The sequence below is a fragment of the Hydrocarboniclastica marina genome, assembly GCF_004851605.1.
GTDB lineage: Bacteria > Pseudomonadota > Gammaproteobacteria > Pseudomonadales > Oleiphilaceae > Hydrocarboniclastica > Hydrocarboniclastica marina.
Genome location: NZ_CP031093.1, coordinates 3599246 through 3624260, shown reverse-complemented (window position 1 = coordinate 3624260; position 25015 = coordinate 3599246). Strand labels below are relative to the sequence as shown.

Genomic DNA, 25015 nt, shown 5'->3' with positions numbered 1-25015 from the left:
AGTGTCGTTGTTAACTTTGTATGACACCCTGAAAGCCCCTCTTAACCCTTATGGGGAGGGCAGACACCTCTAACGCTAGCCATGTTTTTTTTGGAAGACAAGTGTTTTCTGACCTGAACAGTATCGAAACGATACTAACGTATGGGGTGGCGGTGCAGTAATGCGAACTCTAATTGTCGCGCGGGGGAATTTTCAGATCGTGCAGGCTGCGTTTTACCTTTTCCAGATGCCTGTCGATAGCAGGGCTTTTCTGCAGGTAGAGGCCGGTCGCAAGCATGTCGAGAACCGCCAGATGGGCCAGGCGTGAGTTCATCGGCGTAAAAGTCTCGTTGTCTTCGTTGATCATGACCGGGATGGCGATGTCCGCCAGTTCAAACAGAGGTGTTGCGCGCGGGCACAGGCCAATAAGGCTCGCCCCCTGCGACTGAGCGAGCGTACCGCTCTGTAGCAGGCTGCGGGTACGGCCACTGTGGGATATAGCCACGACGCAATCCCCCGGTCCCAGCGTCGCCGCAGACATGTGCTGCATGTCGGGATCAGAGTGCGCATTTACCGCCAGGTCCAGGCGGAAAAACTTCTGCTGGGCATCGTTGGCGACGATGCCGGAGGCGCCGAAACCCCAGAAGTCGACCCGCTTTGCCTGAGCCAGCTTGAGCACGGCCCGCTGGACCTGATCCCAGTCCAGGTTTTCTCGCAGTTGGCTGAGGCAGTCAATCGTATTATTCAAAAGTTTGCGGCCGAGGACTTCGGTGCTGTCGCCGCTGCCGATGGCAAAGGGCACCAGAGGTTCACGACGCACCAGTTGCTGGGCCAGGGCCAGCTTGAAGGCCTTGAAACTGTCCAGGCCGATGGCCCGGCAGAAACGGACGATGGTCGGCTCACTGACCTGGGCTTCGGTTGCGAGGTCGACAATGCGCATATGGATGACATCTTCCGGCTGCCGTAACACGTACTCCGCAACTTTTTGTTCGGACTTGCGGAGGTCGGATCTTCGGTGCTGGAGGCGTTGTAGAATCTGGGGTGTATTCAAGAGTCACCAGGCTGTTTCGACATGGCTCCGATAATACCTGCGGGCGACTTTGCCTCCAACTGCTAACTCCGCAAAGACCGGGGTTCGGCTGGGCGGGCGAGGCTGCTATAATTTTCGACCACTGAATAAATGAACAGGTTTTTCCATGGACGTCACTGCAATTCTGGAACCCCTTAATGATGCCCAGCGTGAGGCGGTCACGGCCCCGGGCGACCATCTGCTGGTGCTGGCGGGCGCCGGCAGCGGTAAGACGCGGGTTCTGGTTCACCGCATCGCCTGGCTGGTAAAGATGGAAGGTCTGGCGCCCAGCAGCCTGATGGCAGTGACTTTCACCAACAAGGCGGCGCGGGAGATGCGGGGCCGGATCGAGGAGATGCTGGAGATTCCCACAAGGGGGATGTGGTTCGGCACGTTCCACGGCATCGCCCACCGCTTGCTGCGTGCCCACCATCGCGATGCCGAGCTGCCGGAAAACTTTCAGGTGCTCGACAGTGACGACCAGCTACGCATGGTCAAGCGCGTGATGCGGGAGCTGCAGGTAGATGAGACCCGGTGGCCGCCGAAGCAGGTACAGTGGTTTATCGGCGCGCAAAAGGATGAAGGTCTGCGGGCAGACCACATAGATGACAACGGCGATCACTACCTGACAACGATGATCCGCCTTTACCGCCAGTACGAAAAGCATTGCCAGCGTAGCGGGCTGGTCGATTTCGGCGAGTTACTCCTGCGTTCCCATGAGCTCTGGCTGAAAAAACCCGAGTTGCTGCACCACTATCAGCAACGTTTTCGGCACATGCTGGTGGATGAGTTTCAGGATACCAACACCATTCAGTACGCCTGGCTGCGGGTATTGGCGGGCAATCGGGTGCCGCTGACGGTCGTGGGCGACGACGACCAGTCGATCTATGGTTGGCGCGGCGCCAAGATCGAGAATATCCAGCAATATCAGCACGATTTTCCATCGGCAAGAATGGTCCGGCTGGAGCAGAACTATCGCTCAACCCAGACTATCCTCAACGCAGCCAACGCGGTAATCGCCAACAATCAGGGCCGGCTGGGCAAGGAACTCTGGACCGACGGCAGCGAAGGCGAGCCGATCGACCTCTACACGGCTTTCAATGAGCAGGACGAGGCCAACTATATCGCCGACACCATCAGCGACTGGGCAAACAAGGGCAATCGCCGCAGTGACTGCGCCATTCTCTATCGCTCGAATGCGCAATCCCGGGTGCTGGAAGAAGCATTGCTGCGTCAGGCTATTCCCTATCGTGTCTACGGGGGCTTGCGCTTCTACGACCGACAGGAAATCCGCAATGCATTGGCCTACCTGCGGCTGGTGCATTATCGCCATGACGATGCTGCATTTGAACGCGTGGTAAACATCCCCGCGCGGGGTATCGGCGCGAAAAGTCTTTCCCTGCTGCGCGAGATGGCAGCAGCAGAGAGCCTCTCGTTGTGGCAGGCCGCCCAGCGCCAGCTCGAAGTTGGTGCCTTGAAGGGCAAAGCCCGGACTGGACTGGAACGTTTTATCGGACTGGTAGAGGAACTCGCCGCGGATGCGCCGGACCTGCCATTGCATGCGCTTGCCGAGCGCGCGGTCCGCGATAGTGGTTTGCGGGACTACCACGCCAGCGAACGCGGCGAGAAAGGGCAGGCGCGGGTGGAGAACCTTGACGAATTGGTCGGGGCTACGCGCGAATACCCCAGCGAAGAAGGCGTGGATACTCTGGCCGAGTTCATTGCACAGGCCGCGCTTGACGCCGGCGAAGCCCAGGCCGACGAGCACGAGGACAGCGTCCAGCTCATGACCCTGCATTCGGCCAAAGGGCTTGAGTTTCCGCTCGTCTTTCTGACCGGTATGGAGGAAGGTCTGTTTCCCCATGGTATGTCGGTGGAAGAACCGGGAAGAATGGAAGAGGAAAGGCGTCTGGCCTACGTCGGCATTACCCGGTCGATGCAGAAGCTGGTGCTGACCCACGCTGAATCACGCAAACTTTACGGCCAGGAGAAGTTCCACGCCCTGTCACGCTTCGTGCGGGAAATTCCGCCCGAGAACCTGCAGGAGGTTCGCCTGCGCAATACGGTGTCCCGTCCCGCGCTGATGGCGCGGCCTCACGAGGCGACGGGGCTGGCTGACGCCGGCTTCAGGCTGGGACAGCGTGTTACTCATCCCAAGTTTGGCGAAGGTGTGGTAATGAACGCCGAAGGGGCAGGGGCCCAGGCCCGGGTGCAGGTCAATTTCGAGGAGGGCGCCAAGTGGCTGGTGCTGGCCTACGCCCGGCTTGAGGCCATAGCCTGAACCTTTGCACGCTGACGCCGGACAGAACTCCGGCGCCCTGTCTCAGACCGAAGCGTCGTTGCTAGTGTCGGGCACTTCGCGGATTCGACCGTTCTCATCAATGGCCACATAGACGAACAGCGCTTCGGTTACTTTACGTGGACGGCGGGCAGTCTGGTCCAGTGTCCAGACTTCGACGTTGATCTTCATGGAGCTGCGGCCGATATCAATCAGGCTGGTATAGCAGCTGACCTGGGATCCGATTCGTAACGGCGACAGAAACTCCATCCGATCAATGGCCACTGTGGCCGTGCGCCCACGGGATATGCGCCCGGCGGTTGTCGCTGCGGCGAGGTCCATCTGTTTGACCAGCCAGCCGGCGAAAAGGTCGCCGTTGGCATTCGTATCCGAGGGCAGTGCCACAACCTGCAGCGCTAACTCGCCCCGCGGCTGGGGCTTGTCATCGTTCATCATCTGTGTCCTTCGTTTTTGTCCGCGCTGCGTCAGGTCGCGCCGCCGGTGAGGTGTTTTTCACCATTATAGTCTTTGACCCACCGATATGTATGCCCGCCCGGGCGTCTGCTTGCGCTGGGTTAATTGGCGCTGTCACTTTACTGTCACAAAAAGACTCTAGGATTCCCTCATCGGCACAGATAAGCCGGTCGCGAGTGGACGTTACGTTGAAGTTGCGTCTCACCATAATTGGCTGAAAACAGCTTAAGCAAAAGAGGGAGTCTCAGCGTGAAGACATTCAAAACAGCTATCGCCAGCGCAGCGGTTGCTGGAGCATTGGTCGCAGCATCCATGCCCGCCATGGCGCGTGACACGATCAACATCGTCGGCTCGTCGACGGTCTATCCGTTCGCCACTGTCGTTGCCGAGCGTTTCGGTCGCAGCAGCGATTTCCCTACGCCTAAGCTTGAATCCACCGGTTCGGGTGGCGGCCTGAAACTCTTCTGTGCAGGTGTTGGCACACAGCACCCTGACATCACCAATGCCTCGCGGCGGATGAAGTCCAGCGAGTTCAAAATGTGCCAGGACAATGGCGTCAAGAAGATCACCGAAGTACTGATAGGCAGCGACGGGATCGTGCTGGCGAACTCCAAAAAATCCGGGAAGATGGATATCACCCTGGAGCAGATCTGGCTCGCGCTTGCAGCCGAAGTTCCAGAGTCCGAGAACAGCGAGAAGCTGGTTCCCAACCCTTACAAGAAGTGGAGCGAGATCGATTCCGGTCTGCCCAACAAGCCGATCCGCGTCATGGGGCCGCCCCCGACCTCCGGTACCCGGGACGCATTCGTCGAGTTGGCCATGGAAGGCGGCTGTAAACAGATTGACTTCATTGCCGAGATGGAAGATTCCGACGAAGACAAGTTCAAGTCTGTCTGTCACAGCATTCGTGAAGACGGCGTATTTGTAGAAGCTGGTGAAAACGACAACCTGATCGTGCAGAAACTGGAAAGCGATCCCGATGCATTCGGTATTTTTGGCTACAGCTTCCTCGACCAGAACTCCGGCGCATTACAGGCCAGTTCGATCAATGGTGTTGAGGCAACGGTCGACAATATCAGCGCGGAAGAGTATCCGGTAGCCCGTTCACTCTGGTTCTATGTCAAGAAAGCGCACGTTGGTGTTGTGCCAGGCATCGAAGAATATGTTGCCGAGTTCACCAGCGAAAGCGCATGGGGCGACAATGGCTACCTGGTAGACGTGGGCCTGATCCCGGTACCGCGGAACGTCCGCATGGAATCGGCCCGCGAAGCACAGGCACTAAAGGAAATGACCGGTAAAGAGCTGTAGTATCGGCCCCCAGGTCTACAGTGCGGACGTCTATTGAGACGTCCGCACTTTCGTGTTTATTGACGGCGCATTCAGTGCCGGAAAATCGTTCGGATCCTGCGACGACCGGATGAAGTCACCTGATTGAATCAAGACCAGGTTGTTTTTCAGAAGAGAGAATCATGCAAACTTCCTATCTGCTGCTCCTGCTGATGACTTTGGTGCTGGGCGCCTATGTGCTGGGTTATTGGCGGTCGAAAGCGCTATCCCAGCCTCTGGGCGGTATTCGCCACCTCAAGTCGCTGCCTTCGTATTACGCGGCGAAGGCGGCACTATGGAGCGGTATCCCGGCCTTTATCATGTTGGGCTTATGGGCCTCATTTGAGACTGAAATAATCCAGGGCATCGTTATTGCCAGCCTCCCTCAGGAGTTGCAGCCCGACAATCTGTCCCGGGCGAGTCTGACGCTGTCGCAGATCCGTAACGTCGCCACCGGCGCCTTCTCACCCGACCAGGTCCCGCCAGCCATTGCTGACGCAGCGAAGCTATTGTTGACTCTGAATAATCAAAGCCAGCAACTGATGTCGGGGCTGGTGGTAGCAGTAGCGGTCCTCGGCGGATTCCTTGCCTGGACACGTATTTCTCCAAGGCTGAATGCCCGGGTTCAGGTTGAGAACACCCTGCGGCGGATCTTCTTCATCTGTGCGGGCATTGCGGTCCTGACCACGGTAGGCATTATTTTCTCCGTCCTGTTCGAGACCATCCGCTTTTTTGGCAAGGTTTCCATCGTTGAGTTTATTGCCGGTACCAAGTGGAGCCCGCAAACTGCTTTGAGGGTGGAGCAGATCGGCTCATCCGGCGCTTTCGGCGTCATTCCCCTGTTTGTCGGTACCCTGCTCATTTCGGCGATTGCACTGCTGGTCGCGGTGCCCATCGGGCTGATGTCCGCCGTTTATCTTGCCGAGTATGCCTCCAGCAGGGTCAGAAGCGTCGTCAAGCCGTTGCTGGAGCTTCTGGCTGGTATTCCGACCGTGGTCTATGGCTTTTTCGCGGCGCTGACTGTCGCGCCGTTCATCCGCGACGTCGCCACCGCCGTCGGTCTGAGCGCGTCGTCGGAGAGCGCGCTGGCCGCCGGTCTGGTCATGGGTGTCATGATCATTCCGTTCATTTCGTCGCTCTCGGACGACGTCATAAACGCCGTGCCGCAGACCATGCGGGACGGTTCGCTTGCGCTGGGGGCGACGCGCTCGGAAACCGTCAAGAAAGTACTTTTTCCAGCGGCACTGCCAGGCATTATGGGGAGCATCCTGCTGGCTGCATCCCGGGCAATTGGGGAAACCATGATCGTTGTCATGGCGGCCGGGCTCGCTGCCAATCTTACGGTTAACCCGCTGGAAACGGTGACCACGGTTACCGTTCAGATCGTGACGCTACTGACGGGCGATCAGGAGTTCGACAGTGCCAAAACCCTGGCCGCCTTCGCCCTCGGGTTGCTGCTTTTCCTGGTGACTCTGGTGCTGAACATTATCGCCCTTCACGTCGTGCGCAAGTATCGGGAGCAATATGAGTAATTCAGATCAGGCTGCAATCGTCCGGCGTTCCCTGAAACGGCGCTACCGTCGGGAAAAGCGCTTTCGGTTCTACGGGCTGTTGGCGATCGGCATCGCCCTCTCAGCACTGGCAGTGCTTTTCGCGGACATCATCGGCAAGGGATACACCGGTTTTCTGAAAACCACAGTAACCCTGGATGTCAGCTTTGACCCGGAGCTCATGTACATCGCTGATGCAACCGATCCCCAGGAGCTCAGTAATGGCGACTTCATGGCGCCGGTCATTGCGGCATTGCAGAATGTTGTGCCTGGCGTAGAGAGCAGGCAGGAACTGCGGGCCCTGGGCCAACTGGTCGGAAGCTACGCCGCCTACCAGGTACGGCAGCGGCTTGAGGAGAGCCCTGACCTGCTGGGACAGAGCGTCACCATGACGTTCCTTGCCAGTGACGAGGTTGAGGTTTACGTCAAGCATGGGAATGACTCCGATTACTCCATCCGTCTCTCGGAAGAACAGCGCCAATGGGTAGACCGGCTTGTCGAACTGAATGTGATAGATACCGCCTTCAATGATGTCTTCTTCACCCAAGGCGATTCACGCGAGCCCGGTAATGCGGGCGTTCTGGGCGCCATAGTGGGGTCCCTGCTGACGATGGCCGTCACCCTGGCGCTGTCGTTTCCCATCGGCGTTGCAGCGGCAATCTATCTGGAAGAATTCGCGCCCCAGAACCGGTTTACCGACTTTATCGAGGTCAACATCAATAATCTGGCGGCGGTTCCCTCGATAATTTTCGGCCTGCTGGGCCTCGCCGTCTTTATCAACCTGTTCGGTATGCCACGGTCGGTACCTCTTGTCGGTGGCCTGGTACTGACGCTGATGACACTGCCGACCATCATTATCTCCAGTCGTGCCGCTATCAAGACCGTACCACCATCAATCCGGGAGGCCGCGGAAGGCATAGGTGCATCCCGGATGCAGGTGGTTCTGCACCATGTATTACCCCTGGCGCTGCCGGGGATGATGACCGGCGCGATCATCGGTATGGCCCAGGCGCTCGGTGAGACCGCGCCGCTGCTCCTGATCGGTATGGTTGCCTTTATCGTTGACATCCCGGACGGTTTCCTTGATTCAGCAACGGTGCTGCCCGTTCAGATATTCCTCTGGTCCGGTAGCCCGGAACAGGCATTTATAGAGCGCGCGTCCGCCGCCATTATGGTTTTGCTGGCGTTCCTGATTAGCATGAACGCCTTCGCGGTGTGGCTGCGCAAGCGGCTTGAACGCCGCTGGTAAACAGAGAGGTTCTACAATGAGCGCCATGAATCCGAAAATCGTCGCCCGCCAGATAGAGCCTGACGAGCGTATCGCCGGCTCTGTCGAGTCGTCGGCCAGTGATCGAAGCAAGAGTGCAGCCGGCGATGCCGGTGCTGGTATGGACCTGAGTACCGTCGGTACGCCCTATGTCGACAAGCCAAAGTTCACGTTGCGTAACGTCGACGTGTTTTACGGCGACAAGCAGGCGATTCGGGACGTCAGCCTGGACGTGGGCGAACGCCAGGTGACCGCGTTTATCGGCCCGTCAGGCTGCGGCAAATCGACCTTCCTGCGCTGCCTGAACCGAATGAACGATAGCATTCCTGCGGCCAGGATCAGCGGCCAACTGATGCTCGATGGCCAGGACATCTACGATCCCAAACGGGATGTCGTCGAGCTGAGGGCGCGGGTGGGTATGGTCTTTCAGAAGCCTAATCCTTTTCCCAAGTCCATCTACGACAATGTTGCCTACGGCCCCCGAATCCACGGGCTGGCCAACCGCAAAGCCGAGCTCGATGAAATCGTCGAGAAGAGTCTGCGTCAGGCCGGCCTGTGGAACGAGGTCAAGGATCGGCTCGATGCGACAGGAACCGGGCTGTCCGGCGGCCAGCAGCAGCGGCTGTGTATAGCCCGCGCCATCGCCGTCAGCCCGGAAGTTGTATTGATGGACGAGCCCTGCTCGGCACTTGATCCCATCGCTACGGCGCGAATCGAAGAGCTGATCTCCGAGCTGTCCGGAACCTATACGATTGTAATCGTTACCCACTCGATGCAGCAGGCGGCCCGGGTTTCGCACCGCACGGCCTATTTCCATCTCGGCCATCTGGTCGAGATAGGAGAAACCGACGGTGTTTTCACCTCGCCGAAACATGAGCTGACCGAATCCTATATTACCGGCCGTTTCGGTTAACGCCGACTCGCCCTGGCCGGCGCAGGCCGCCCTTGACACAGGAATCTCCGGAAAAATGAGTACCAGCAAAGATACCCATACCAAGCATATTTCCCAGCAGTTCAACAGCGAACTGAGCGAACTCAAGAATCGCTTGCTCGTGATGGGCGGCATCGTCGAGCAACAGGTCCAGAACGCGGTCGAGGCGCTGGTAAACGGGGACTCGGAGCTGGCTGACCGGGTTCGGGCGAAAGACAAGGAAGTGGATCAGATCGAGTTGACGATTGATGAGGAAGCGACCCGTATTATCGCCAAGCGCCAGCCCGCAGCCAGCGACTTGAGACTCGTGGTTTCTGTTATCAAAATGGTGGCCGATCTTGAGCGTATCGGCGATGAAGCCAAGAAAATCGCCAAGTTTGCCCTGGCGTTGGCGGAAGAGGGCCAGGCTCCGCGGGGTTACGTGGAAGTCCGGCATATCGGCACCCATGTTGCGTCCATGGTACGGGACGCCCTGGATGCCTTCGCCCGGTTTGACACCAAGGTCGCCCTCGCGGTGATGAAGGAAGACGATGCGGTGGATAATGAGTACCGCAGTGCTACACGAGCGCTGGTCACTTTCATGATGGAAGATCCCCGTAGCATCAGTCGGTGCCTGAATATCATGTGGGTTCTGCGGGCGCTGGAACGCGTCGGTGACCACGCCAACAACGTCGCCGAACACGTCATCTTCATGGTTGAAGGCACAGACGTGCGCCACGCGCCCATGTCATATGCCGAGCAGGCAGTGGAACGTCAGAGCTGACCTTCGGTGCTGCCTGGCCGGGGTTGATTCAGACCTGTTTGGGCTGGTCGGTGTAGGGCGGCCAGCCCAGTGGTTTGCCGGCCAGCAGGTGCAGGTGAATGTGGTAAACGCTCTGTCCAGCGGATGCGTTGCAGTTCATGACCACCCGATAGCCATCTTCAGCGAAACCCTGCTCGGCAGCCAGTTGCTTGGCGACCAAAAACAGATGGCCCACCAGGGGGCTATCCTCAGGCTCGAGGTCATTGATTGTCGGTATCTGCTTTTTGGGAATGATCAGCAGATGCACCGGTGCCTGCGGATTGATGTCCTTGAATGCCAGGCACTGGTCATCCTCGAACACGATGTCGGCGGGGATTTCGCGCCGGATGATTTTGTCGAACAGCGTTTCCGCCATATCCTTTTCCTTCTGTTTCAGCAGTCAGTTGGTGAACAGTCAGTTGGTGAACAGTCAATGGTGAGAAGTGGCCCTGGGCTTTCTCGGCCGCAGCCTTGTCAGAACCGCTGAAGGACTCGGCGGGCGAGGGAGATGGCTTATCAGCTCCATCGGTGACAGTGAGCGCGGTACGGTCGAGACGCCCATGGCGTAGCGCGCAACCAGCTGTTTCGCCATGGGTAAGCGCTGGGCTGCGAGCAGTCCCAGGTTGCGGGCCAGTTGCACGGGCAACCGGCTGTTGCTGAAGCTGTAGTAGAACAGGTCCATTAGCCAGATCATCTGCTGTGCCGCGGGGCGGCGCTGGTTCTGATATCGCATCAGTACGTGGGTCGGGTCTGCGTTTGGCTGCTCGGCCAGAGGCTCAAGCAGCCCCAACAGGCAATCCACGTCCTGAAAGCCGAGGTTCACACCAAGGCCGGCCAGAGGGTTGATGGTATGGGCTGCGTCCCCGATCAGGGCGACGCGACCTTTGTAATAGTTATTCGCCTGCATCTTGGCCAAAGGAAAACTTGCCCGCGCTGGTGCAGCGGTGAGCCGGGGCAGCCGACGTGGAAACCCGGTCTGAATGGCCTGGATGAAATCAGCTTCGGAAAGCAGCTTCAGCTCCGCGATGCGCTCGGGACTGTCGTACCATACCAATGAGGCCCAGCTTTGGCCGTCGATTGCCGGTAAGGGAAGGTAAGCACGCGGGCCGGAAGGATGGAAAGCCTGCCAGGTGACGGTCTGGGGCGGACCTGCATGAGAGACGGTCGCAACCAGCGCCTGCTGTTCATACTGCTCGCGGTAAACGCCGATACCTGCGAGGGAGCGGACCTTTGAGGTCGCCCCATCGGCACCGATGACAAGCCGTGCCCGCAACCGGCTATCGCTGTCCAGTGTGACTTCGACGTCCGTTTCGCTATCTGAAATTGTCGCCAACCCGTCCGGGCAGAAACAGGTCACGGCGGGTTCTGTCCTGATTGCTGACCATAGCGCCCATTGGGTTACGCCATTCTCGACAATGTGGCCAAACTGGCCCTGACCCAACGCGCGCGCATCGAATCGCACCTCATTCAGCGGCGTATCCTGGGAGCGGCTTAATGCAGGCGCGCGGGGCGGAAAGGGTAGTTCGGTTGCGTCCCAGACACAGAGCCGGTCAAATGGGGTCAGGCGGCATTGTTCAATACCCTGCCAGGCGCCAAGGCTGCGAAGAAGTTTTTCGGAATGGGTGTTTATCGCGGAGACGCGCAGGTCGGGTTGGGACCCTGGCTCAACCGGCGCAGGGGCTGCGCGCTCGACCAGCGCAACCCGCCAGCCTTGCCGTCCAAGCCCCAGTGCAAGCGCCGCGCCGACCATGCCGGCCCCAACCACGACAATGTCGAAAGGCGCCGCTGTAGCAGACTCTTGCATGAAATTCTCCTGGGCAGGATTGGCGGGTGGTGAAGAGCTTTACCAAGTGCCCAAGAGTAACAAAATGGCCAGCATATGGAACGCTGGCTGGCTAAAATGATCCGGCAGCAGAGATGCCGGTTATTAGCCGAGCCCCTGCTGAAGCGTTGCAGGTTTTTTACGACCGGCCAGCCACGCTGGTTTGGCCTGCCCGCTTTTGTTGAATCCCTGACTGATCAGGACCGGGTTGACGAGCCGCAAAAAATCATCCGTGGTCATCCGCAGTGATTCGGTATGACTGCCCGCGGAAAACACCAGTTCAGTCTGCCGTGTCAGGCTTTCACAACAGTAGACATTCATCCCGAAGAGGTTGCCGAAAGGTGGCATTGCACCTACTTCGCAGTGGGGGAAAAGCGCCTGAAACTCAGTTTCATCTGCAAGGTCGACAAAGTCAGTGTCAAGCACCTTGCCCAGCCGGTCCCAGCGGATGCGCCAGTTGGCCGGCAGGACCAGCATTGTCATCTTACCGTCCAGCTCGACGATGACCGTCTTGGCCACCTGCTCGCCTTCAATGCTGCAGTGCTTTGCGATTTCCTGGGCGGTGAAAGCAGGGGGGTGATTAACACAGGTGTGCGAAACGTGCTGGCTATCGAGAAATTCTTTCAGCTGCTGGACCGGCATGGCATGTACCTCTCGCCTTTGCGTAACATCTGATCTTCATGCTCCCTAAATCTTAGATCAGGTCAAAGCAGATTGCGCAATCTGGACGGTTGGCTTTTGTAACCGTAACGTCGAGTGTGTCGACTGTTTCAGAACTTGAGAAAAAACTGGGGCGGGATTGAGCGTATCTGCAGGTATTGGCCTGCAGATACCGGTGATACGGCAGGTAGTGACTAGTCCTGGCCAATGGCTTCCTGGCGGCTGACCGTCTCCTGATAGTGGTGAACGTCGCGCTGGGGGAACGGAATGGTAATGCCCTCGGCGTCGAAAGCTTCCTTGATGCGCTCCTGCATGTCCCAGTTAAACGGCCACAGGTCAGCAGCCTTGGTCCAGACTCGCGCAGACAGGTTAACCGAACTGTCAGCCAGCGCGCTCACCACAATCAGGGGCGCCGGGTCTTGCAGCGCCCGTTCGTCGGCGTCTATCAGGCGCTGGATGATGGCTCTGGCCTTTTTAATGTCGTCCCCGTAGCTGATACCGATCACCAGCTCGCACCGCCGGGTCTCGTTGACGCTGTAATTCGTCAGAGCGCTATTGGACAGGTCGCCGTTGGGAATAACGACCCGTCGACCGTCAAAGGTGTTGAGGATGGTGTACAGAATCTGGATCTCGACCACGGTGCCGAGGAAGCCCTGAGCCTCGATAGCGTCGCCAACACGAAATGGCTTGAAGATAAGCACCAGTACGCCGCCGGCGAAGTTGGACAAGCTACCCTGGAGCGCCAGGCCAATAGCCAGGCCCGCAGCACCCAGTACGGCAATGAATGAAGTTGTGGCGATCCCCACCATTGAAGCGACTGAAATGAACAACAGGACCTTGAAAAGGACCGAAAGCACGCCACTCATGAACTTGCTCAGGGTCGGGTCGCGCTGCTTCAGGCGGGTTTCGGTCAGGTGGGTCAGCTTATTGATCAGCCAGAGACCGATGACCAGGGTAACCAGGGCCAACAGGACTTTTGGCGTGTATACCAAAACCATCGACATCGCGAGGTCAACCAGTTCGCCGAACTGGCCCCCGCTGTTCAGCAGGTCTTCCATAAATTTCCTCGTTCATTTATCCAACAACGATAACGCAGCCCCAGCGGAAGCTGACGGCGCTGCAAAGGAGCTAAGCGTACGACAATAGTTGTCCTTAAGCGACTAGAGCCCCGTCAAGGCGTTAGCCGAAGGACGACTTGCGGTCCAATCGAGAAGGTCATCCAGGCTACCCTGGTGGAGAACTTCTCCTTGCCGGTTTGCCAGTTGATAGTCGTACATGGGGTCGTAATAGCCCGTCAGAAGCTCATGAATCCACACGCGGTGGCCGGTGAGATCGCCCCGTGATGCCTGAGACTCGAGCGCCTCGACCATGACACTATCCAGTTGCTGGTAGCGTGCCCCGCCCAGACGTTTCCGCAGCCTTGCGAGGCTATCCCGGAGAAATTCGCTGAACTGCGCGAAGCCGGTTTCCTGCCCGAATCGGTCCTGGAACGCTAAAGCCATGTTAACCACGTAATCTTCAAGAATGATGTCAATACGCTCGTCCAGCGTCCGCTCAAGAATAATCATCGGCGACCTGGCCATCTTCTCGCGCAGACTGAGCGGCAAGGCGCAGCGGCCCACCAGTCGCGACTCATCCTCAAGATAGAGTGGTCCTGGTTGTGTCCCGGTCTTGAGCAGGTTTATTGCCAGCGCATTCTCGAAGTCGATCTGACTGGGCTGGGGCTCGAGTGTGCGGCCAAAGCTCGAACCCCGGTGCTTGGCGAGCCCTTCCAGGTCAACCTGTTTGGGCAGCTGAACCAGGAGGCGCGTTTTGCCGGTACCGGTACGCCCGCTTACAAGAACCAGCGACTGGCGCGCTACTTCAGCCTCCAGCGTATCAATAAGGTAACGTCGAAGCGCCTTGTAGCCGCCCTGGATCAGCGGATACTCGAGACCCGTTTCAGCGAGCCAGGACTGCACCAGACGAGATCGAAGGCCGCCGCGAAAGCAGTAGAGATAACCATGAGGATGCCGGCGGGCGAAGTCCTGCCACGCCGCTATTCGCTCCGACTTTATACTGTCCCGAACCAGTGAATGGCCCAGTTCAAGCGCCGCCTCCTGGCCGGATTCCTTGTATCGGATGCCGACCGCGTGACGCTCCTGGTCATTCATCAGCGGTATATTTTCCGCCTGGGGAAAGGCGCCCTGGCTGAACTCTACAGGCGCACGCACATCCATTAGCGGGATGTCGTGCAGGAACAGTTGCTGAAACTGGTCTGTATCGGGTCGTGCGGGCATAAACGGGGCAATCCAGAGCGGTCACGGGCGCGGAGCACCCGAGTTGGAAACCCAGGTGCCGCAAAAGACGAAAGTATAGCGAACTTCGGGCAGGAACTCTCTTTCAGGCCTTCTTTCGCGTTCCCCCCTTCGCAACCGCTCCGACAATTGCCGGGCTTTTCACAACTGGCCGGCTTTCAGTTAGGCTTCTGCCCACGATTGCCAGGAGGGAGCAATGACCGAACAGATCCTCAACCGGGCCATTCAGGCCCAGATACGCCACGGCCGGGTCGCCGTGACGCGGCCGCGGGGCTGCCCTCAGATAGCGCTACATCTATTTGACCCCAGCGTTCTTGAAGGTCCGCTGAGCCATGAAGAAGCGGCCGCGGTAGTCGCGGAGCCGGCCTATTGGTCATTTTGCTGGGCCAGTGGCCAGGCGTTGGCGAGTTACATTCTCGCTCACCCTGCGTCAGTCGCCGGCAAACGCGTCATCGACTTTGGCAGTGGCTCCGGAATAGTCGCCATCGCGGCAGCTCTCGCCGGAGCGGCAGAGGCCGTGGCATGCGATCTTGACCCGCAGGCACTGACGGCTGTCTCGGCCAATGCCGCCCTCAATGAGGTTTCGGTCAGTTGCTGTCGCGACTGGTTCGGGCGAACCGGACAATTTGATCTCGTCACCGCTGCGGATGTGCTATACGACCGGGATAATCGCCCGTTCCTCAGCCATTTCCTGGCGGCCGCGCCACAAGTGTTGCTAGCCGATTCCCGGGTGCGGAATCTCGAAGATGGAGAATACTGCCAGATTGAAACGGTCGAATGCCGAACCTGGCCTGATCTGCATGAGTTTGAGGAATTCAACAAAGTGAGAATCTATAGGGGAGCGCGCGCGGGAATGCTTACGGCCTAGCATCTGCTGGTTCTGACGAAAAAAAGGGCGACTGTGAGGTCGCCCGTACGGAGCAGGTCGCGTGCTCCTGCTGATTCTGGCAGTCGTCCTTCCGCCCTGTCTCTGGACCTTCCTGGTCCTCCATCCCTGGCCTGTCGGCATAAACCGTCAAGTTATTCCTTTGCTTGACTGCTCGCCTGGTCTCTTGAGGGCCGCTTTCCGTGCCGCTGAAGCTGGCCTACCCTGGCGGTGATCCTCCTGGCCCTGGACTGACCGGCGAACAGACCTTGCAAAAAATTCCCTAAAGCAAAAAGTCCTTTTAGTCCCTGCTTCCCCTCAGTTCCTCTGAGGGAGCCATCCTGATACGTTCCTTGCTTTTCCCTGTCGTCCCTGACGCAAGTACTATAACAATCTTTTGCATCGCTGAGGCTGCGGCGAAATGACGGGATGAAGCGGGACTGGTTAAACTAAGGCAATTAAAACAGCGCTATAGAGTTTTTGTCTGAGATTGGCAGAGTCTTTTTTGCAGCTTTTAGCGTGTTTTTCCTACGCTCTGTGTAGGAGATCTCCTACACAGAGACGGGCAAATGTCGCACTTCAGATTCCAGGCGCGCGTTGACCTACGGCCGGTCATCTTGTTGAGATTTTCTCAGCAGCCAGGTCGAGGCGAGGAGCCCGGCGACGCTGCCGGCCAGATCGGCGAGTAAATCGAGCAGAGAAAACTGACGGTAAGGCAAGGCCGACTGTATCACCTCGATACCCAACCCATAACCAACCAGTAGTAACAACGCCCAGGTCATGCCGAGGGCGGGATAGCTCCACCGAAGCAGAATACCAAGTGTGACAAACGCCATGATGTGATTGACTTTATCGCTTGAGGCCGCCGGCACAGGGTAGGCCTGGGACGTTGTCGCCAGGTAGAGGATAAGTATCAGTGTCGGGTAAAGCAGGGCACGCCAGATTCCGACCTGTCGGATGAACTCATGGATTTCCCGTTCTAATTGCATGGGCAGTGCTTCAACTGGGCAGGAGCGGGCAGTTTAGCTTCCGGGTCCGGGCTTGCACAGCCTGTACCCGAACAGTCGCAAATCGAGTTTCAGGAGTACTGAAGATGGGTGGTAATTTCATGCGAGGCACCGGCTACCTCCGGGAGGGCTTCCGGCTTATCGGTCAGCCCGGGCTGCGGCGGTTTGTCATTATTCCGCTATTACTCAACCTGCTGGTCTTTATCGCGCTTTTTGCCGGGCTATACCACGCCTTTACCCTGATGATCCCGGCCGTTATGGGCTGGCTCCCCGATTGGGCCTGGCTGCAGGCGCTGGATTGGCTTTTCTGGATAATTTACGGGGCCGTAGTTGTGTTGGCGATGGCCTATGGATTCGTCATTCTGGCCAACCTCATAGGCTCGCCCTTTTATGGCTACCTGGCAGAAATGACCGAAAAGCAGTTGACCGGTCAAGCGCTTCCGGATGTCGGCGGCTGGGGTCAGATTCTGGCCGACGTACCCCGTGCCCTCTGGCGCGAAATGCAGAAAATATTCTATTACCTGCCGCGTGCGGTTCTGCTGCTGTTAGTGAGCCTGATTCCCGTGGTTAACTTTCCCGTCGCCTTCCTCTGGTTTGGCTTCAACAGCTGGATGATGGCGTTGCAATACGTCGACTATCCGTCCGACAACCACCGCGAAAGTTTCGGCGAGCTTAAACAGTTCCTGCGGTCCACACGCCTTTCGGCGATGGGGTTCGGCTTGCCCGTGGCGGTCGGGGCAATGATCCCCCTTGTCAATCTGGTCGTGGTCCCTGCCGCGGTATGCGGGGCCACGGCCTATTATGTCCGAGAAAAACAGTATCTGGAGGACCGGAAAGTCGGCAGGGTCGGTGGGCGGCAGCTATAGTGTAGGGCATGTGTCCAGAGCCGCTGATCTGCTAGCCACCGGGTTCCGGGGGCTGCGTAATTCAGCTGCATGGGCAGCAGGAAAATAAACCGGCCGGTACAAAGGTTGTCATTGCAGGTCGCGATGAGCAGGCTCGCGAACCGGTCGCAGTCGCGTTGTAGAGGTGTTGTAATGGCCACGTTGAAAGCACTGGTCGTGGATGATGCGTCCTTTGTCCGGGACCTGATGCGGCGCACGCTTCGTAATCAGTTTCCGTTCATTGACGTTGAAGAAGCCCCCGATGGCCGAAAAGCGCAGGCCATGCTTCTGCGTAGTACCTTTGACCTGGTGCTGTGCGACTGGGAGATGCCACAGATGAGTGGGCTGGAGCTTTTGCAGTGGTGCCGCCAGCACGAAGCCTACAAAAAGACGCCTTTTGTCATGGTGACCAGTCGGGGTGACCGCGAGAACGTGATCGAAGCTATAAAAGAAGGGGTTTCGGACTATCTCGGCAAGCCTTTCAGCCCGGAATCGCTGGGCAAAAAGATCACCAAGGTCATGGGCGCCCGGTTGCGCTCCGCTGCCGCGGGCACGGCAAAAGGCCCAACCTCTGGCGGTGCTTTTCATGGTTCTGCGGATCTGCTGACCGGCGCGGCTACGCCCACTGCCGAAGCGCCGACTGCGAAGCCTCAGCCACAGCGGGCGCCTGCGACACAACCGGCTTCAGATAACGCCGAGGTATCAACCAGCAGTCTGACCTCTTTACGCTTCGCCAATAATACCGTCCAGGCGGTTCTCAAAGCCGTAACGCTGACTGAAGCTCGACTGGTTGCAAGACGTACGGAAACACTGCCCGCAATTCTGGAGCCAGCGGTGGTCGATATCGCCGTTACTGATGAGACAGTGGCAAGACTGAATGGCTATGTGCACCAGCTTCAAGCGGTTGAGCGCACTCAGGACACCGAGTTCGTCTCCGTAACCATCCGCTTTGTTGACGATGACCCGCAGAAGATGGAAGACCTCTCCCGTTTCATATCCCGTTTTCAGTCACGCTGAAGGCCGCCGCTCAAGGCAATGCTGTCATCTGTCTCGGGCTCGCCGGGCTCAGCAATTCTGGCGGTCGGCAAGTGACAGATAAACTCGCTACCAACGCCCAGTTCGCTTTTGATTTCCAGCTTGCCGTCGTGATTCAGTAACACATGTTTGACGATCGCCAGACCGAGGCCGGTGCCGCCGCTGTCCTGGTGGCGGCTCGGGTCTGCGCGATAGAAGCGTTCTGTCAGGCGTGGGATATGGATTGGGTCGATACCGTCACCCTGATCACGGACAGAAAAGTGGGCGCCCTCTGAGTCGGACCACCAGCGGAGCTGAATGCGCCCGTCAGGCGGTGAATAGCGGACCGCGTTGAATACAATGTTGGAAAAAGCGCTACGCAGCTGGTTTTCATCGCCGAACAGCTGTTCAGGGCCTTCGTCCGTCAACTCAATATGGTGGTTTGCGCCACCGCTGAGGCTGATGGCGTCCTGCTCGATACTCCGCAACAGTGGGCCGACGACCGTGCGCTTGTCGCGATTGCGAATGGTGTCATCACTTTCCAGCTTGGCGAGCAGAATCAGGTCATTAACCAGCGCGTCCATGCGGGCGGCCTGGCGCGCCATACTTTGCAGTGCCTTGCCCCAGCGTGGCGGCAACGCATCACTTTGTTCGCCGAGCGTCTCCAGGTAGCCGGTTATCACTGTAAGCGGCGTGCGCAGTTCGTGGGAGACGTTGCTGACGAAGTCCTTACGCATGGACTCCAGGTGATGCAGGCGGGACACATCTTTCACGGTGATCAGGCGATCGTTGTCACCGAACAGGTTGATCTCGAACTGCAGTTTAAGGTGCGGATGCGCTGGCGACTGCAACTCCAGAGGATCCGCGTAGCGCTTGGCTTCGAAATAGGCCCGGAACTGGGGTGCCCGGATCAGGTTGTGGATAACCTGGCCCTGGTCAACAGGCCCTTTAAGCCCCAGGAAGCGTTCCGCCGAAATATTCCACCATTCCAGCCGCCCGCGCGCATCCGTCATGACGACGCCGTCCCGAAGCGAGTTGGTTGATTCCTGAATACGGTCAACCAGCGCCTGCTGGCGGTCGCGGTCGTGCAGGTGGCGCCGCTGCATCCGGTAGAGGCCGTCAAAGAGTTCGCCCCAGAGGCCTCGCGCCTCCGGAGGTTCTTCGTTGAGGTTCGGGTGAGCCAGCCATCGCTGTAAGCGTAAGGCGTGCCTGATCGTCCAGAAAAGATAGCCGGAAACGGCGGCCAGCAGTACCCACGGCAACTGGCCGACCAGAAGGCCTGCAACCGAAGCCAGGAAAAGGTAAAGGGCCAGACGCTTCAGATAAGGCTTGCGGTTGAAATGCATGTAATGTCCCGTGCGTTCAGATCGCGAACCGTTTCACCAGCCCCGTTCAGTTCTCGTAGAGAGCTGGCGCCTGACCGTCGAGGCTCCGCGATCAGGTGCCGGCGCTGGTGTGTCTGCAAATGACCACTGCGGGTACGCTAGCCGGCACGATTTGAAAAACGGTAGCCCGTTCCCCGGACCGTCTGAATAAGATGATCATGCTGTGCGCCGAGGGCCTTGCGCAACCGCCGGATATGCACGTCGACGGTTCTCTCCTCGACGTAAACATTGCCTCCCCAGACCTGATCCAGCAACTGGCCCCGGGTATACACCCGCTCCTGGTGGCTCATGAAAAACTGCAAAAGCCGGTATTCAGTTGGTCCCATGCTTAACGGCTCGCCGTGCCCGCTGACCCGGTGACCGATCGGATCCAGGTGAAGGCCGTCGACTTCTATGGGCGTCTCGACCCCGGCAGGGGTGGTGCGACGCAACACGGCTTTGAGCCGGGCGACCATCTCCTTGGGCGAAAAAGGCTTGGTAATGTAATCATCAGCGCCTACTTCCAGGCCCTGTATTTTATTGTCTTCTTCGGTTTTGGCGGTAAGCATGATGATGGGGATTTCAGCGGTGATGGACTCGCGCTTGAGGCGGCGAGCCAGCTCGATGCCGCTTGTGCCCGGTAGCATCCAGTCCAGAAGGATCAGGTCCGGCTTGCGGTCGACGGCCAACTCGTGAGCTTCCTTGGCATTTGACGCTTCGAGATAGTCGTAATCGGCCATTTCCAGCGCCACTGCAATCATTTCCCTGATGGACGTTTCGTCGTCGACAATAAGTACGGTTTTTCCTGACATGAGCGCGACCTGTTGGCTTGGAGCAGCAATGTGACCACCCGATTGCAGTCTTGTTGCGTGCCATTACACCTGCACCAGGTTGCAGTTTTATGACAGGCTGTGTCGCTCCCAAGTCTCAGTGTAGCGCGTAGTCGAGGAACAAGCCGCCGAATACCGCCATTCCCGCCCAGTTGTTGTTGAGAAACGCCTTGAAGCAGGCTTCGCGCTGGCGCCCGCGGATGAGGAACTGCTGGTAAGCGAAAAATAGCCCCATCGCGACCACACCCGCGAAGAACCAAAGGCCGCGTTCAGTCTGGCTGCCGATCATGAAAAGAATAACCAGTGTCAACAGCTGCAGGGCGCCCCCGATCAGCCGGTCGGCATCGCCGAAGAGAATGGCGGTCGACTTGATGCCAATGCGAAGGTCATCGTCCCGGTCGACCATGGCGTAGAGCGTGTCATAGGCGACTGTCCAGAGGACATTGGCCACAAAAACCAGCCACGTCACCGGTGTAATCTCGCCGGCCTGTGCTGCCCAGGCGAGCGGAATGGCCCAGGAAAATGCCATGCCCAGAAAGAGTTGGGGCAGGTGCGTATAGCGCTTCATGAAGGGATAGATAAACGCCAGCACCAACCCGACGAAAGAAAGGTAGATCGTCAAGGTATTGGTGAAGAACACCACCAACAGAAAAGACAGAAAGGCGAGCGCCAGGAATAAAACTACCGCATGCCAGGCAGGAATTCGCCCCTGGGTCAGGGGACGACCGTGGGTACGTTTGACGTGGCGATCGACCTTTCTGTCAGCAAAGTCATTGATAACGCAGCCTGCCGCACGCATGGAAAATACACCGACAACAAAAACGATAAGGTTGCCCCAGGCCGGTGTGCCGTCCGCGGCCAACCAGAGCGCCCAAAGGGTCGGCCACAGCAGCAGCAAGCTGCCGATCGGGCGGTCGAGCCGCATAAGCTGAATGTAGTCAGGTAGCCGCGCGCGAAAGCGCTGTATCAACTCAGACATGATCACTCGCTACATTCGGTCGCGACGCTGATTGCCCGGCCCGGGCGGGTAGCCCGCGAGGACGAGCCGCATTCTCGGCCTCCAGCCTTTGCCAGTACGCATTGCAGAAACCCTCGGTGACAAGCAGCCTGCTCTGTCCATGGGAGAAGATCGAACGCCGGGCAGGCAGAGGGTGCGCGTGACTGTCGGGTGGCAGCAGGTAGCCTACGAGGAAGGCACTGCGGTGCCAGGCTGGGCCGGTGAACAGCACTGATCCGAGCGGCCGGGTGCCCAGGTTCCGTAGGGCCTGCAGCCGTCCCTTCATCTCCCGCAGCGGCGTCACCGTGCGGCCTTTCACCCAGGGCGCCTCCGACGGCCCTAACCATACTTCCCGAACCCAGACCCGTTCTCGCGGCTTCAACGCCAGCAGGCGGGCCTCATCCGGGGTGGGCAGGCACTGGCCCTGGCGCAGCACGGTTACGGGTAGCGTGCCTGGACACCACCGCTGCAGCCACTTTGAGAGTGATCCCGGACGGTGCAGCTCCAGCCGTCGATGTCGCGGCAACTGAAAGTCGGCCCGACTTGCAAAACGTGCGTCCTGGTAGGCTAAAGCATGAACAGCTGGCGACATTCCAACGGCCTTGGCGACGAGAGTTTATAAGGCGAGAGACTGAAGAAAAGCATGGGTTCCTAAGAGTTCAGACGGCCCGGCTCAGTGAGGGCCGGCTAAAGCCCTTTGACCGCATAGATACCCGGGGCGTTTCGCCAGTAGCCTTTGTAATCCATGCCATAGCCGAACAGAAAGCGATCCTCGATTACTAGGCCGGTGAAATCGCCTTTCAGTCCAGGGCGGGCCTTGCGGGCGTGGTCTTTTTCCACCAGTACCGCTGTCAGTACCTCGCGGGCACCCTGGGCCGCGCACCAGTCGGATATGCCCAGCAGGGTGGTGCCCTCGTCGAGAATATCGTCCAGGATCAGAACGGACCGGCCCCTGAGGTCGAAGTTGGGTTCGACCTTCCATTCCAGCCTGCCGCCAGACGTTTCGTGACGGTATCGGCTTGCGTGCAGGTACTCGGCTTGCAGAGGAAAATGCAGCTGCGTCAGCAGCTGCCCCGTGAAGATCAGGCCGCCATTCATGACACAGAACAGCACCGGGTTCCTGTCGCCCAGTTTCTCCGTGATCGCACGGGCCATGCGCGTGATCGCCGCCTGCACTTCAGCCTCCGGACAGAGGCAGTCTGCCTCATCCAGGATTTGCTGCATATCGGCAAGGGTTTGACTCATAGGGGGCCTGCTCAGTCGGTTCAGGTGAGGAGTTGTTGGCCTGAGGGGCGCGTCCGTCCAGCCGGAAAAGGGCGTGATTATAACGTGCATCTGCCCTGATTAAACAGTTATCCCTTTCATCGTTGCCCCGGCTTGGCGTTGGGCGGGAAGCCCGAATCCGACCGGCCGGCGTGCGCAGGAAGGCTGTACGTTCGCCGGGTCGGGTGCTGGTGCTTGTCAGCGCCTCTCGTGGCCGACCTGCATCGCCGATGTTTTGTACAGTCTCCTTGGGCCTGGGGGCGTATCAAAGTATGATGTCGTCTCAAAAATTTAATCACGACCGTATCCGGAGGATTCTCAGGTGAAGAAATGGCAGTGTGTAGTATGTGGCTGGATTTATGACGAGGCACAAGGCTGGCCCGAAGACAACATCGCGCCGGGCACTGCCTGGGAAGACGTGCCAGACGATTGGGTCTGTCCCGACTGCGGTGTAGGCAAAGAAGATTTTGAAATGATCGAGATCGGCTAAACCGGCAACTGGCGCAGCCTGGGTTATTTCAGAGCCTGTGTATTGGCACTGGCAGGTAACTTGGGATGATGGGTGTTTCCGGCAAAGCAGGACAACCGGTTGCCGGACCAATGGTGGAAAGGATAATGACGAGAAACGACGACGCCCCTGTAGTGATTATCGGCACCGGCCTTGCCGGATATTCGCTGGTGCGGGAATTCCGCAAGCTGGACAAAACCACACCGGTGATAATGATCACCGCCGACGATGGCCACAGTTATTCCAAACCCATGCTCTCGACCGGTTTCACCAAGGGCAAGGAAGCGGATGAACTGGCACAGGCTGACGCCGATACGATGGCCCGGCAGCTCGATATTACTATCCGTACCTTTACCACGGTCACCGGCCTGGATACAGCCAACCACAGGGTCCGTCTCGGTGACGAATCCCTTCAGTACAGCAAGCTGGTGCTCGCTTGGGGGGCCGATGTGATCCGGCTGGATCTCGGCGGTAACGCACGCGATGCGGTCTACTCCATAAACGACCTGATCGACTACCGGGATTTCCGCCGCGCGCTCGCCAAGAAAAAGCGTGTGGTCATCATGGGCGCCGGCCTGATCGGCTGTGAGTTCGCTAACGACCTGCGGCTCGGCGGATTTGATATCGACGTCGTGGCCCCCTCTGACACGACCCTGCCGGGGCTGATGCCGCCTGAAGGTGGAGAAGCAATACGTCGTGCTTTGGAGGCAGAAGGCGTTCGCTTTCATCTTGAGACTGTTGTTGAGCGAGTCGACCGCAACAGTACCGGCGGTGTTGATGTGCACTTGGCTAACGGCGAAGTGCTTGAAACGGATCTCATAATTTCTGCGGTCGGGTTGCGCCCCCGCACTGAACTGGCGCGCGCGGCTGGCCTTGAGGTTGGGCGTGGCATTGCGGTAGGCCGGACGCTTCAGACCAGTGCGGACGATGTATATGCGCTCGGCGATTGTGCTGAGGTGGACGGCTATGTGCTGCTTTATGTCCTGCCGCTGATGGCATCCGCACGCGCGCTGGCGAAGACGCTCGCGGGTGAGCCCACCGAAGTCAACTACGGTGCTATGCCGGTGATGGTCAAGACGCCCTGCTGTCCCACTGCGGTGTGCCCACCGCCGCTCGGCGCTGAGGGCCATTGGGAGTGCGAAGTGGAGGGCAACGACACGCGGGCGTTGTTCACGGGGGCTGATGGCCAGCTGTTGGGATTCGCCCTGACCGGAAAGTTTGCACCCGAAAAACAGGCGCTGGCCAAGGAAATGCCGAAACTGCACCAGTAGATTAAGGCAACCCTGCGGCGACGCGCCCTAGAAGCGATATTCTATGCCTGACTCGACGGCCAGGGGCGCGAGGCCGCTGAGGTGGCCTGGCAAAATGCCGTCCAGTACTGTCTGCCGCTGGGCGAGGTCACGTTCCTGCTCGGATTCGGCCAACTGGACGGCGGTGCGCCCCAAGCCGCTTCCGGGATTATCCGCCACCTTGGGCTTTATCCAATGCCAGCCGGCGTCGCTTTTAGGTTCTGCCCGGGGCTCCTCTTGCGGGACTGGCAAAACTACGGGATTGGGTTCGTCCTGCTGGGATTCTGGTGTAGGGCTTTGGGTCGGTGCCGCGACATCTTCCGCAATAACTCGCCAATCGAATCTTTCCGGCTCTGCCAGTGCCAGATCGGCATACCAGAACCCGAATACCACCGGCACCATAACGACAATAATGGCGAAGGGCGCTTTCAGGGGCCGGATGTTCATCGCTGTGTTGGTCCATTAAGTCGCGTGGGATTTATACTGCCATGGCGCTAATATAACGCCGTGCGGTCGGTCACGGCTAGTTCGCCGGCGCTCTACCTCTGGCTCAGGAAAAC

The 25015-nt window shown here is 58.5% G+C and carries 25 protein-coding genes; 11 read left to right on the top strand and 14 right to left on the bottom strand.

Annotated features, from left to right (window positions below):
- Positions 1-169: 169 nt before the first annotated feature.
- Entirely contained in the window at positions 170-1030 is an 861-nt protein-coding gene (locus soil367_RS16035; protein WP_136550049.1) for an SIS domain-containing protein, read from the bottom strand.
- A 145-nt stretch (positions 1031-1175) separates the two neighbouring features.
- On the opposite strand from soil367_RS16035, the gene uvrD reads away from it, so the two are divergent.
- Positions 1176-3329: a DNA helicase II gene (uvrD, locus tag soil367_RS16030; RefSeq protein ID WP_136550048.1), complete on the top strand. Its 2154-nt coding sequence runs from the start codon at positions 1176-1178 to the stop codon at positions 3327-3329.
- 42 nt (positions 3330-3371) lie between these two features.
- On the opposite strand, the gene soil367_RS16025 is transcribed toward uvrD, so the two are convergent.
- Positions 3372-3782 carry an acyl-CoA thioesterase gene (locus soil367_RS16025; protein ID WP_136550047.1) on the bottom strand — a complete coding sequence of 137 codons (411 nt, stop codon included), beginning with the start codon at positions 3780-3782 and terminating at the stop codon, positions 3372-3374.
- A 267-nt stretch (positions 3783-4049) separates the two neighbouring features.
- Between soil367_RS16025 and soil367_RS16020 the strand changes: the two genes are divergently transcribed.
- The 5 genes from soil367_RS16020 to phoU all read left to right on the top strand — a co-directional run bounded on the left by soil367_RS16020 (position 4050) and on the right by phoU (position 9637).
- Entirely contained in the window at positions 4050-5108 is a 1059-nt protein-coding gene (locus tag soil367_RS16020) for a substrate-binding domain-containing protein (RefSeq protein WP_246065369.1), read from the top strand.
- A gap of 161 nt (positions 5109-5269) precedes the next feature.
- Positions 5270-6658 (top strand): phosphate ABC transporter permease subunit PstC, encoded by a 1389-nt coding sequence (gene pstC, locus soil367_RS16015; protein ID WP_136550046.1) that lies wholly within the window; start codon positions 5270-5272, stop codon positions 6656-6658.
- On the top strand, positions 6651-7925 hold the full coding sequence (gene pstA / locus soil367_RS16010) for a phosphate ABC transporter permease PstA (protein ID WP_136550045.1): 1275 nt from the start codon (positions 6651-6653) through the stop codon (positions 7923-7925). The genes pstC and pstA overlap by 8 nt, the downstream gene beginning before the upstream one ends.
- Before the next feature lie 139 nt (positions 7926-8064).
- Positions 8065-8856, top strand: a complete 792-nt coding sequence (gene pstB / locus soil367_RS16005; RefSeq protein WP_246065634.1) for a phosphate ABC transporter ATP-binding protein PstB — start codon at positions 8065-8067, stop codon at positions 8854-8856.
- A 55-nt stretch (positions 8857-8911) separates the two neighbouring features.
- Complete coding sequence (gene phoU / locus soil367_RS16000; RefSeq protein WP_136550044.1) at positions 8912-9637, top strand: phosphate signaling complex protein PhoU; 726 nt, start codon at positions 8912-8914, stop codon at positions 9635-9637.
- A 28-nt stretch (positions 9638-9665) separates the two neighbouring features.
- Here phoU and soil367_RS15995 read toward each other — a convergent pair whose 3' ends face one another.
- From soil367_RS15995 to mnmH, 5 genes are all read right to left on the bottom strand, one after another.
- Complete coding sequence (locus tag soil367_RS15995) at positions 9666-10031, bottom strand: histidine triad nucleotide-binding protein (protein ID WP_136550043.1); 366 nt, start codon at positions 10029-10031, stop codon at positions 9666-9668.
- Positions 10032-10085: 54 nt separating this feature from the next.
- Positions 10086-11459 (bottom strand): FAD-dependent oxidoreductase, encoded by a 1374-nt coding sequence (locus tag soil367_RS15990; protein WP_136550042.1) that lies wholly within the window; start codon positions 11457-11459, stop codon positions 10086-10088.
- 123 nt (positions 11460-11582) lie between these two features.
- Positions 11583-12119 carry an aminoacyl-tRNA deacylase gene (locus soil367_RS15985; protein ID WP_136550041.1) on the bottom strand — a complete coding sequence of 179 codons (537 nt, stop codon included), beginning with the start codon at positions 12117-12119 and terminating at the stop codon, positions 11583-11585.
- 212 nt (positions 12120-12331) lie between these two features.
- On the bottom strand, positions 12332-13195 hold the full coding sequence (locus soil367_RS15980) for a mechanosensitive ion channel family protein (protein ID WP_136550040.1): 864 nt from the start codon (positions 13193-13195) through the stop codon (positions 12332-12334).
- 102 nt (positions 13196-13297) lie between these two features.
- Positions 13298-14416 carry a tRNA 2-selenouridine(34) synthase MnmH gene (gene mnmH / locus soil367_RS15975; RefSeq protein WP_136550039.1) on the bottom strand — a complete coding sequence of 373 codons (1119 nt, stop codon included), beginning with the start codon at positions 14414-14416 and terminating at the stop codon, positions 13298-13300.
- A gap of 214 nt (positions 14417-14630) precedes the next feature.
- Between mnmH and soil367_RS15970 the strand changes: the two genes are divergently transcribed.
- Positions 14631-15302 carry a class I SAM-dependent methyltransferase gene (locus soil367_RS15970; RefSeq protein ID WP_136550038.1) on the top strand — a complete coding sequence of 224 codons (672 nt, stop codon included), beginning with the start codon at positions 14631-14633 and terminating at the stop codon, positions 15300-15302.
- A gap of 599 nt (positions 15303-15901) precedes the next feature.
- Here soil367_RS15970 and soil367_RS15965 read toward each other — a convergent pair.
- On the bottom strand, positions 15902-16288 hold the full coding sequence (locus soil367_RS15965) for a VanZ family protein (protein ID WP_136550037.1): 387 nt from the start codon (positions 16286-16288) through the stop codon (positions 15902-15904).
- Positions 16289-16392: 104 nt separating this feature from the next.
- On the opposite strand from soil367_RS15965, the gene cysZ reads away from it, so the two are divergent.
- Both cysZ and soil367_RS15955 read left to right on the top strand, forming a co-directional pair.
- Positions 16393-17172, top strand: coding sequence for a sulfate transporter CysZ (gene cysZ / locus soil367_RS15960; protein ID WP_136550036.1), 780 nt, complete (start codon positions 16393-16395; stop codon positions 17170-17172).
- 171 nt (positions 17173-17343) lie between these two features.
- Complete coding sequence (locus soil367_RS15955) at positions 17344-18207, top strand: response regulator (protein WP_136550035.1); 864 nt, start codon at positions 17344-17346, stop codon at positions 18205-18207.
- Here the strand turns inward: soil367_RS15955 and phoR are convergent.
- The 5 genes from phoR to soil367_RS15930 form a co-directional block, all read right to left on the bottom strand.
- The gene (phoR, locus tag soil367_RS15950) at positions 18195-19550 is read right to left on the bottom strand and encodes a phosphate regulon sensor histidine kinase PhoR (protein WP_136550034.1); all 1356 of its coding nucleotides are present in this window, start codon (positions 19548-19550) and stop codon (positions 18195-18197) included. The two genes, soil367_RS15955 and phoR, sit on opposite strands and share 13 nt — an antisense overlap.
- A gap of 137 nt (positions 19551-19687) precedes the next feature.
- The gene (phoB, locus tag soil367_RS15945) at positions 19688-20380 is read right to left on the bottom strand and encodes a phosphate regulon transcriptional regulator PhoB (RefSeq protein ID WP_136550033.1); all 693 of its coding nucleotides are present in this window, start codon (positions 20378-20380) and stop codon (positions 19688-19690) included.
- 115 nt (positions 20381-20495) lie between these two features.
- Positions 20496-21377: a 4-hydroxybenzoate octaprenyltransferase gene (gene ubiA / locus soil367_RS15940; RefSeq protein WP_136550032.1), complete on the bottom strand. Its 882-nt coding sequence runs from the start codon at positions 21375-21377 to the stop codon at positions 20496-20498.
- Positions 21370-21987 carry a chorismate--pyruvate lyase family protein gene (locus tag soil367_RS15935; RefSeq protein ID WP_136550031.1) on the bottom strand — a complete coding sequence of 206 codons (618 nt, stop codon included), beginning with the start codon at positions 21985-21987 and terminating at the stop codon, positions 21370-21372. Before soil367_RS15935 ends, ubiA begins: the two co-directional genes overlap by 8 nt.
- Before the next feature lie 95 nt (positions 21988-22082).
- Positions 22083-22640, bottom strand: a complete 558-nt coding sequence (locus soil367_RS15930) for a hypoxanthine-guanine phosphoribosyltransferase (protein ID WP_136550030.1) — start codon at positions 22638-22640, stop codon at positions 22083-22085.
- A gap of 340 nt (positions 22641-22980) precedes the next feature.
- Between soil367_RS15930 and rd the strand changes: the two genes are divergently transcribed.
- A complete protein-coding gene (rd, locus tag soil367_RS15925; protein WP_136550029.1) occupies positions 22981-23148 on the top strand; it encodes a rubredoxin in 168 nt (55 codons plus the stop codon).
- 125 nt (positions 23149-23273) lie between these two features.
- The gene (locus soil367_RS15920) at positions 23274-24437 is read left to right on the top strand and encodes an NAD(P)/FAD-dependent oxidoreductase (protein WP_136550028.1); all 1164 of its coding nucleotides are present in this window, start codon (positions 23274-23276) and stop codon (positions 24435-24437) included.
- A gap of 27 nt (positions 24438-24464) precedes the next feature.
- On the opposite strand, the gene soil367_RS15915 is transcribed toward soil367_RS15920, so the two are convergent.
- Positions 24465-24902, bottom strand: coding sequence for a hypothetical protein (locus soil367_RS15915; RefSeq protein ID WP_136550027.1), 438 nt, complete (start codon positions 24900-24902; stop codon positions 24465-24467).
- Between the last annotated feature and the right edge of the window lie 113 nt (positions 24903-25015).

Excerpts from the sequence above, each read along its gene's own strand:
- soil367_RS16025 (WP_136550047.1), bottom strand. The coding sequence starts at position 3,782 with ATGATGAACGATGACAAGCCCCAGCCGCGGGGCGAGTTAGCGCTGCAG.
- phoR (WP_136550034.1), bottom strand. The coding sequence starts at position 19,550 with ATGCATTTCAACCGCAAGCCTTATCTGAAGCGTCTGGCCCTTTACCTT.
- soil367_RS15990 (WP_136550042.1), bottom strand. The coding sequence starts at position 11,459 with ATGCAAGAGTCTGCTACAGCGGCGCCTTTCGACATTGTCGTGGTTGGG.
- phoU (WP_136550044.1), top strand. The coding sequence starts at position 8,912 with ATGAGTACCAGCAAAGATACCCATACCAAGCATATTTCCCAGCAGTTC.
- phoB (WP_136550033.1), bottom strand. The coding sequence starts at position 20,380 with ATGTCAGGAAAAACCGTACTTATTGTCGACGACGAAACGTCCATCAGG.
- soil367_RS15935 (WP_136550031.1), bottom strand. The coding sequence starts at position 21,987 with ATGTCGCCAGCTGTTCATGCTTTAGCCTACCAGGACGCACGTTTTGCA.
- cysZ (WP_136550036.1), top strand. The coding sequence starts at position 16,393 with ATGGGTGGTAATTTCATGCGAGGCACCGGCTACCTCCGGGAGGGCTTC.
- pstA (WP_136550045.1), top strand. The coding sequence starts at position 6,651 with ATGAGTAATTCAGATCAGGCTGCAATCGTCCGGCGTTCCCTGAAACGG.
- pstB (WP_246065634.1), top strand. The coding sequence starts at position 8,065 with ATGGACCTGAGTACCGTCGGTACGCCCTATGTCGACAAGCCAAAGTTC.
- pstC (WP_136550046.1), top strand. The coding sequence starts at position 5,270 with ATGCAAACTTCCTATCTGCTGCTCCTGCTGATGACTTTGGTGCTGGGC.
- soil367_RS15995 (WP_136550043.1), bottom strand. The coding sequence starts at position 10,031 with ATGGCGGAAACGCTGTTCGACAAAATCATCCGGCGCGAAATCCCCGCC.
- mnmH (WP_136550039.1), bottom strand. The coding sequence starts at position 14,416 with ATGCCCGCACGACCCGATACAGACCAGTTTCAGCAACTGTTCCTGCAC.
- soil367_RS15985 (WP_136550041.1), bottom strand. The coding sequence starts at position 12,119 with ATGCCGGTCCAGCAGCTGAAAGAATTTCTCGATAGCCAGCACGTTTCG.
- ubiA (WP_136550032.1), bottom strand. The coding sequence starts at position 21,377 with ATGTCTGAGTTGATACAGCGCTTTCGCGCGCGGCTACCTGACTACATT.
- soil367_RS15930 (WP_136550030.1), bottom strand. The coding sequence starts at position 22,640 with ATGAGTCAAACCCTTGCCGATATGCAGCAAATCCTGGATGAGGCAGAC.
- soil367_RS15920 (WP_136550028.1), top strand. The coding sequence starts at position 23,274 with ATGACGAGAAACGACGACGCCCCTGTAGTGATTATCGGCACCGGCCTT.
- soil367_RS15980 (WP_136550040.1), bottom strand. The coding sequence starts at position 13,195 with ATGGAAGACCTGCTGAACAGCGGGGGCCAGTTCGGCGAACTGGTTGAC.
- soil367_RS15970 (WP_136550038.1), top strand. The coding sequence starts at position 14,631 with ATGACCGAACAGATCCTCAACCGGGCCATTCAGGCCCAGATACGCCAC.
- soil367_RS15965 (WP_136550037.1), bottom strand. The coding sequence starts at position 16,288 with ATGCAATTAGAACGGGAAATCCATGAGTTCATCCGACAGGTCGGAATC.
- soil367_RS15915 (WP_136550027.1), bottom strand. The coding sequence starts at position 24,902 with ATGAACATCCGGCCCCTGAAAGCGCCCTTCGCCATTATTGTCGTTATG.
- soil367_RS15955 (WP_136550035.1), top strand. The coding sequence starts at position 17,344 with ATGGCCACGTTGAAAGCACTGGTCGTGGATGATGCGTCCTTTGTCCGG.
- uvrD (WP_136550048.1), top strand. The coding sequence starts at position 1,176 with ATGGACGTCACTGCAATTCTGGAACCCCTTAATGATGCCCAGCGTGAG.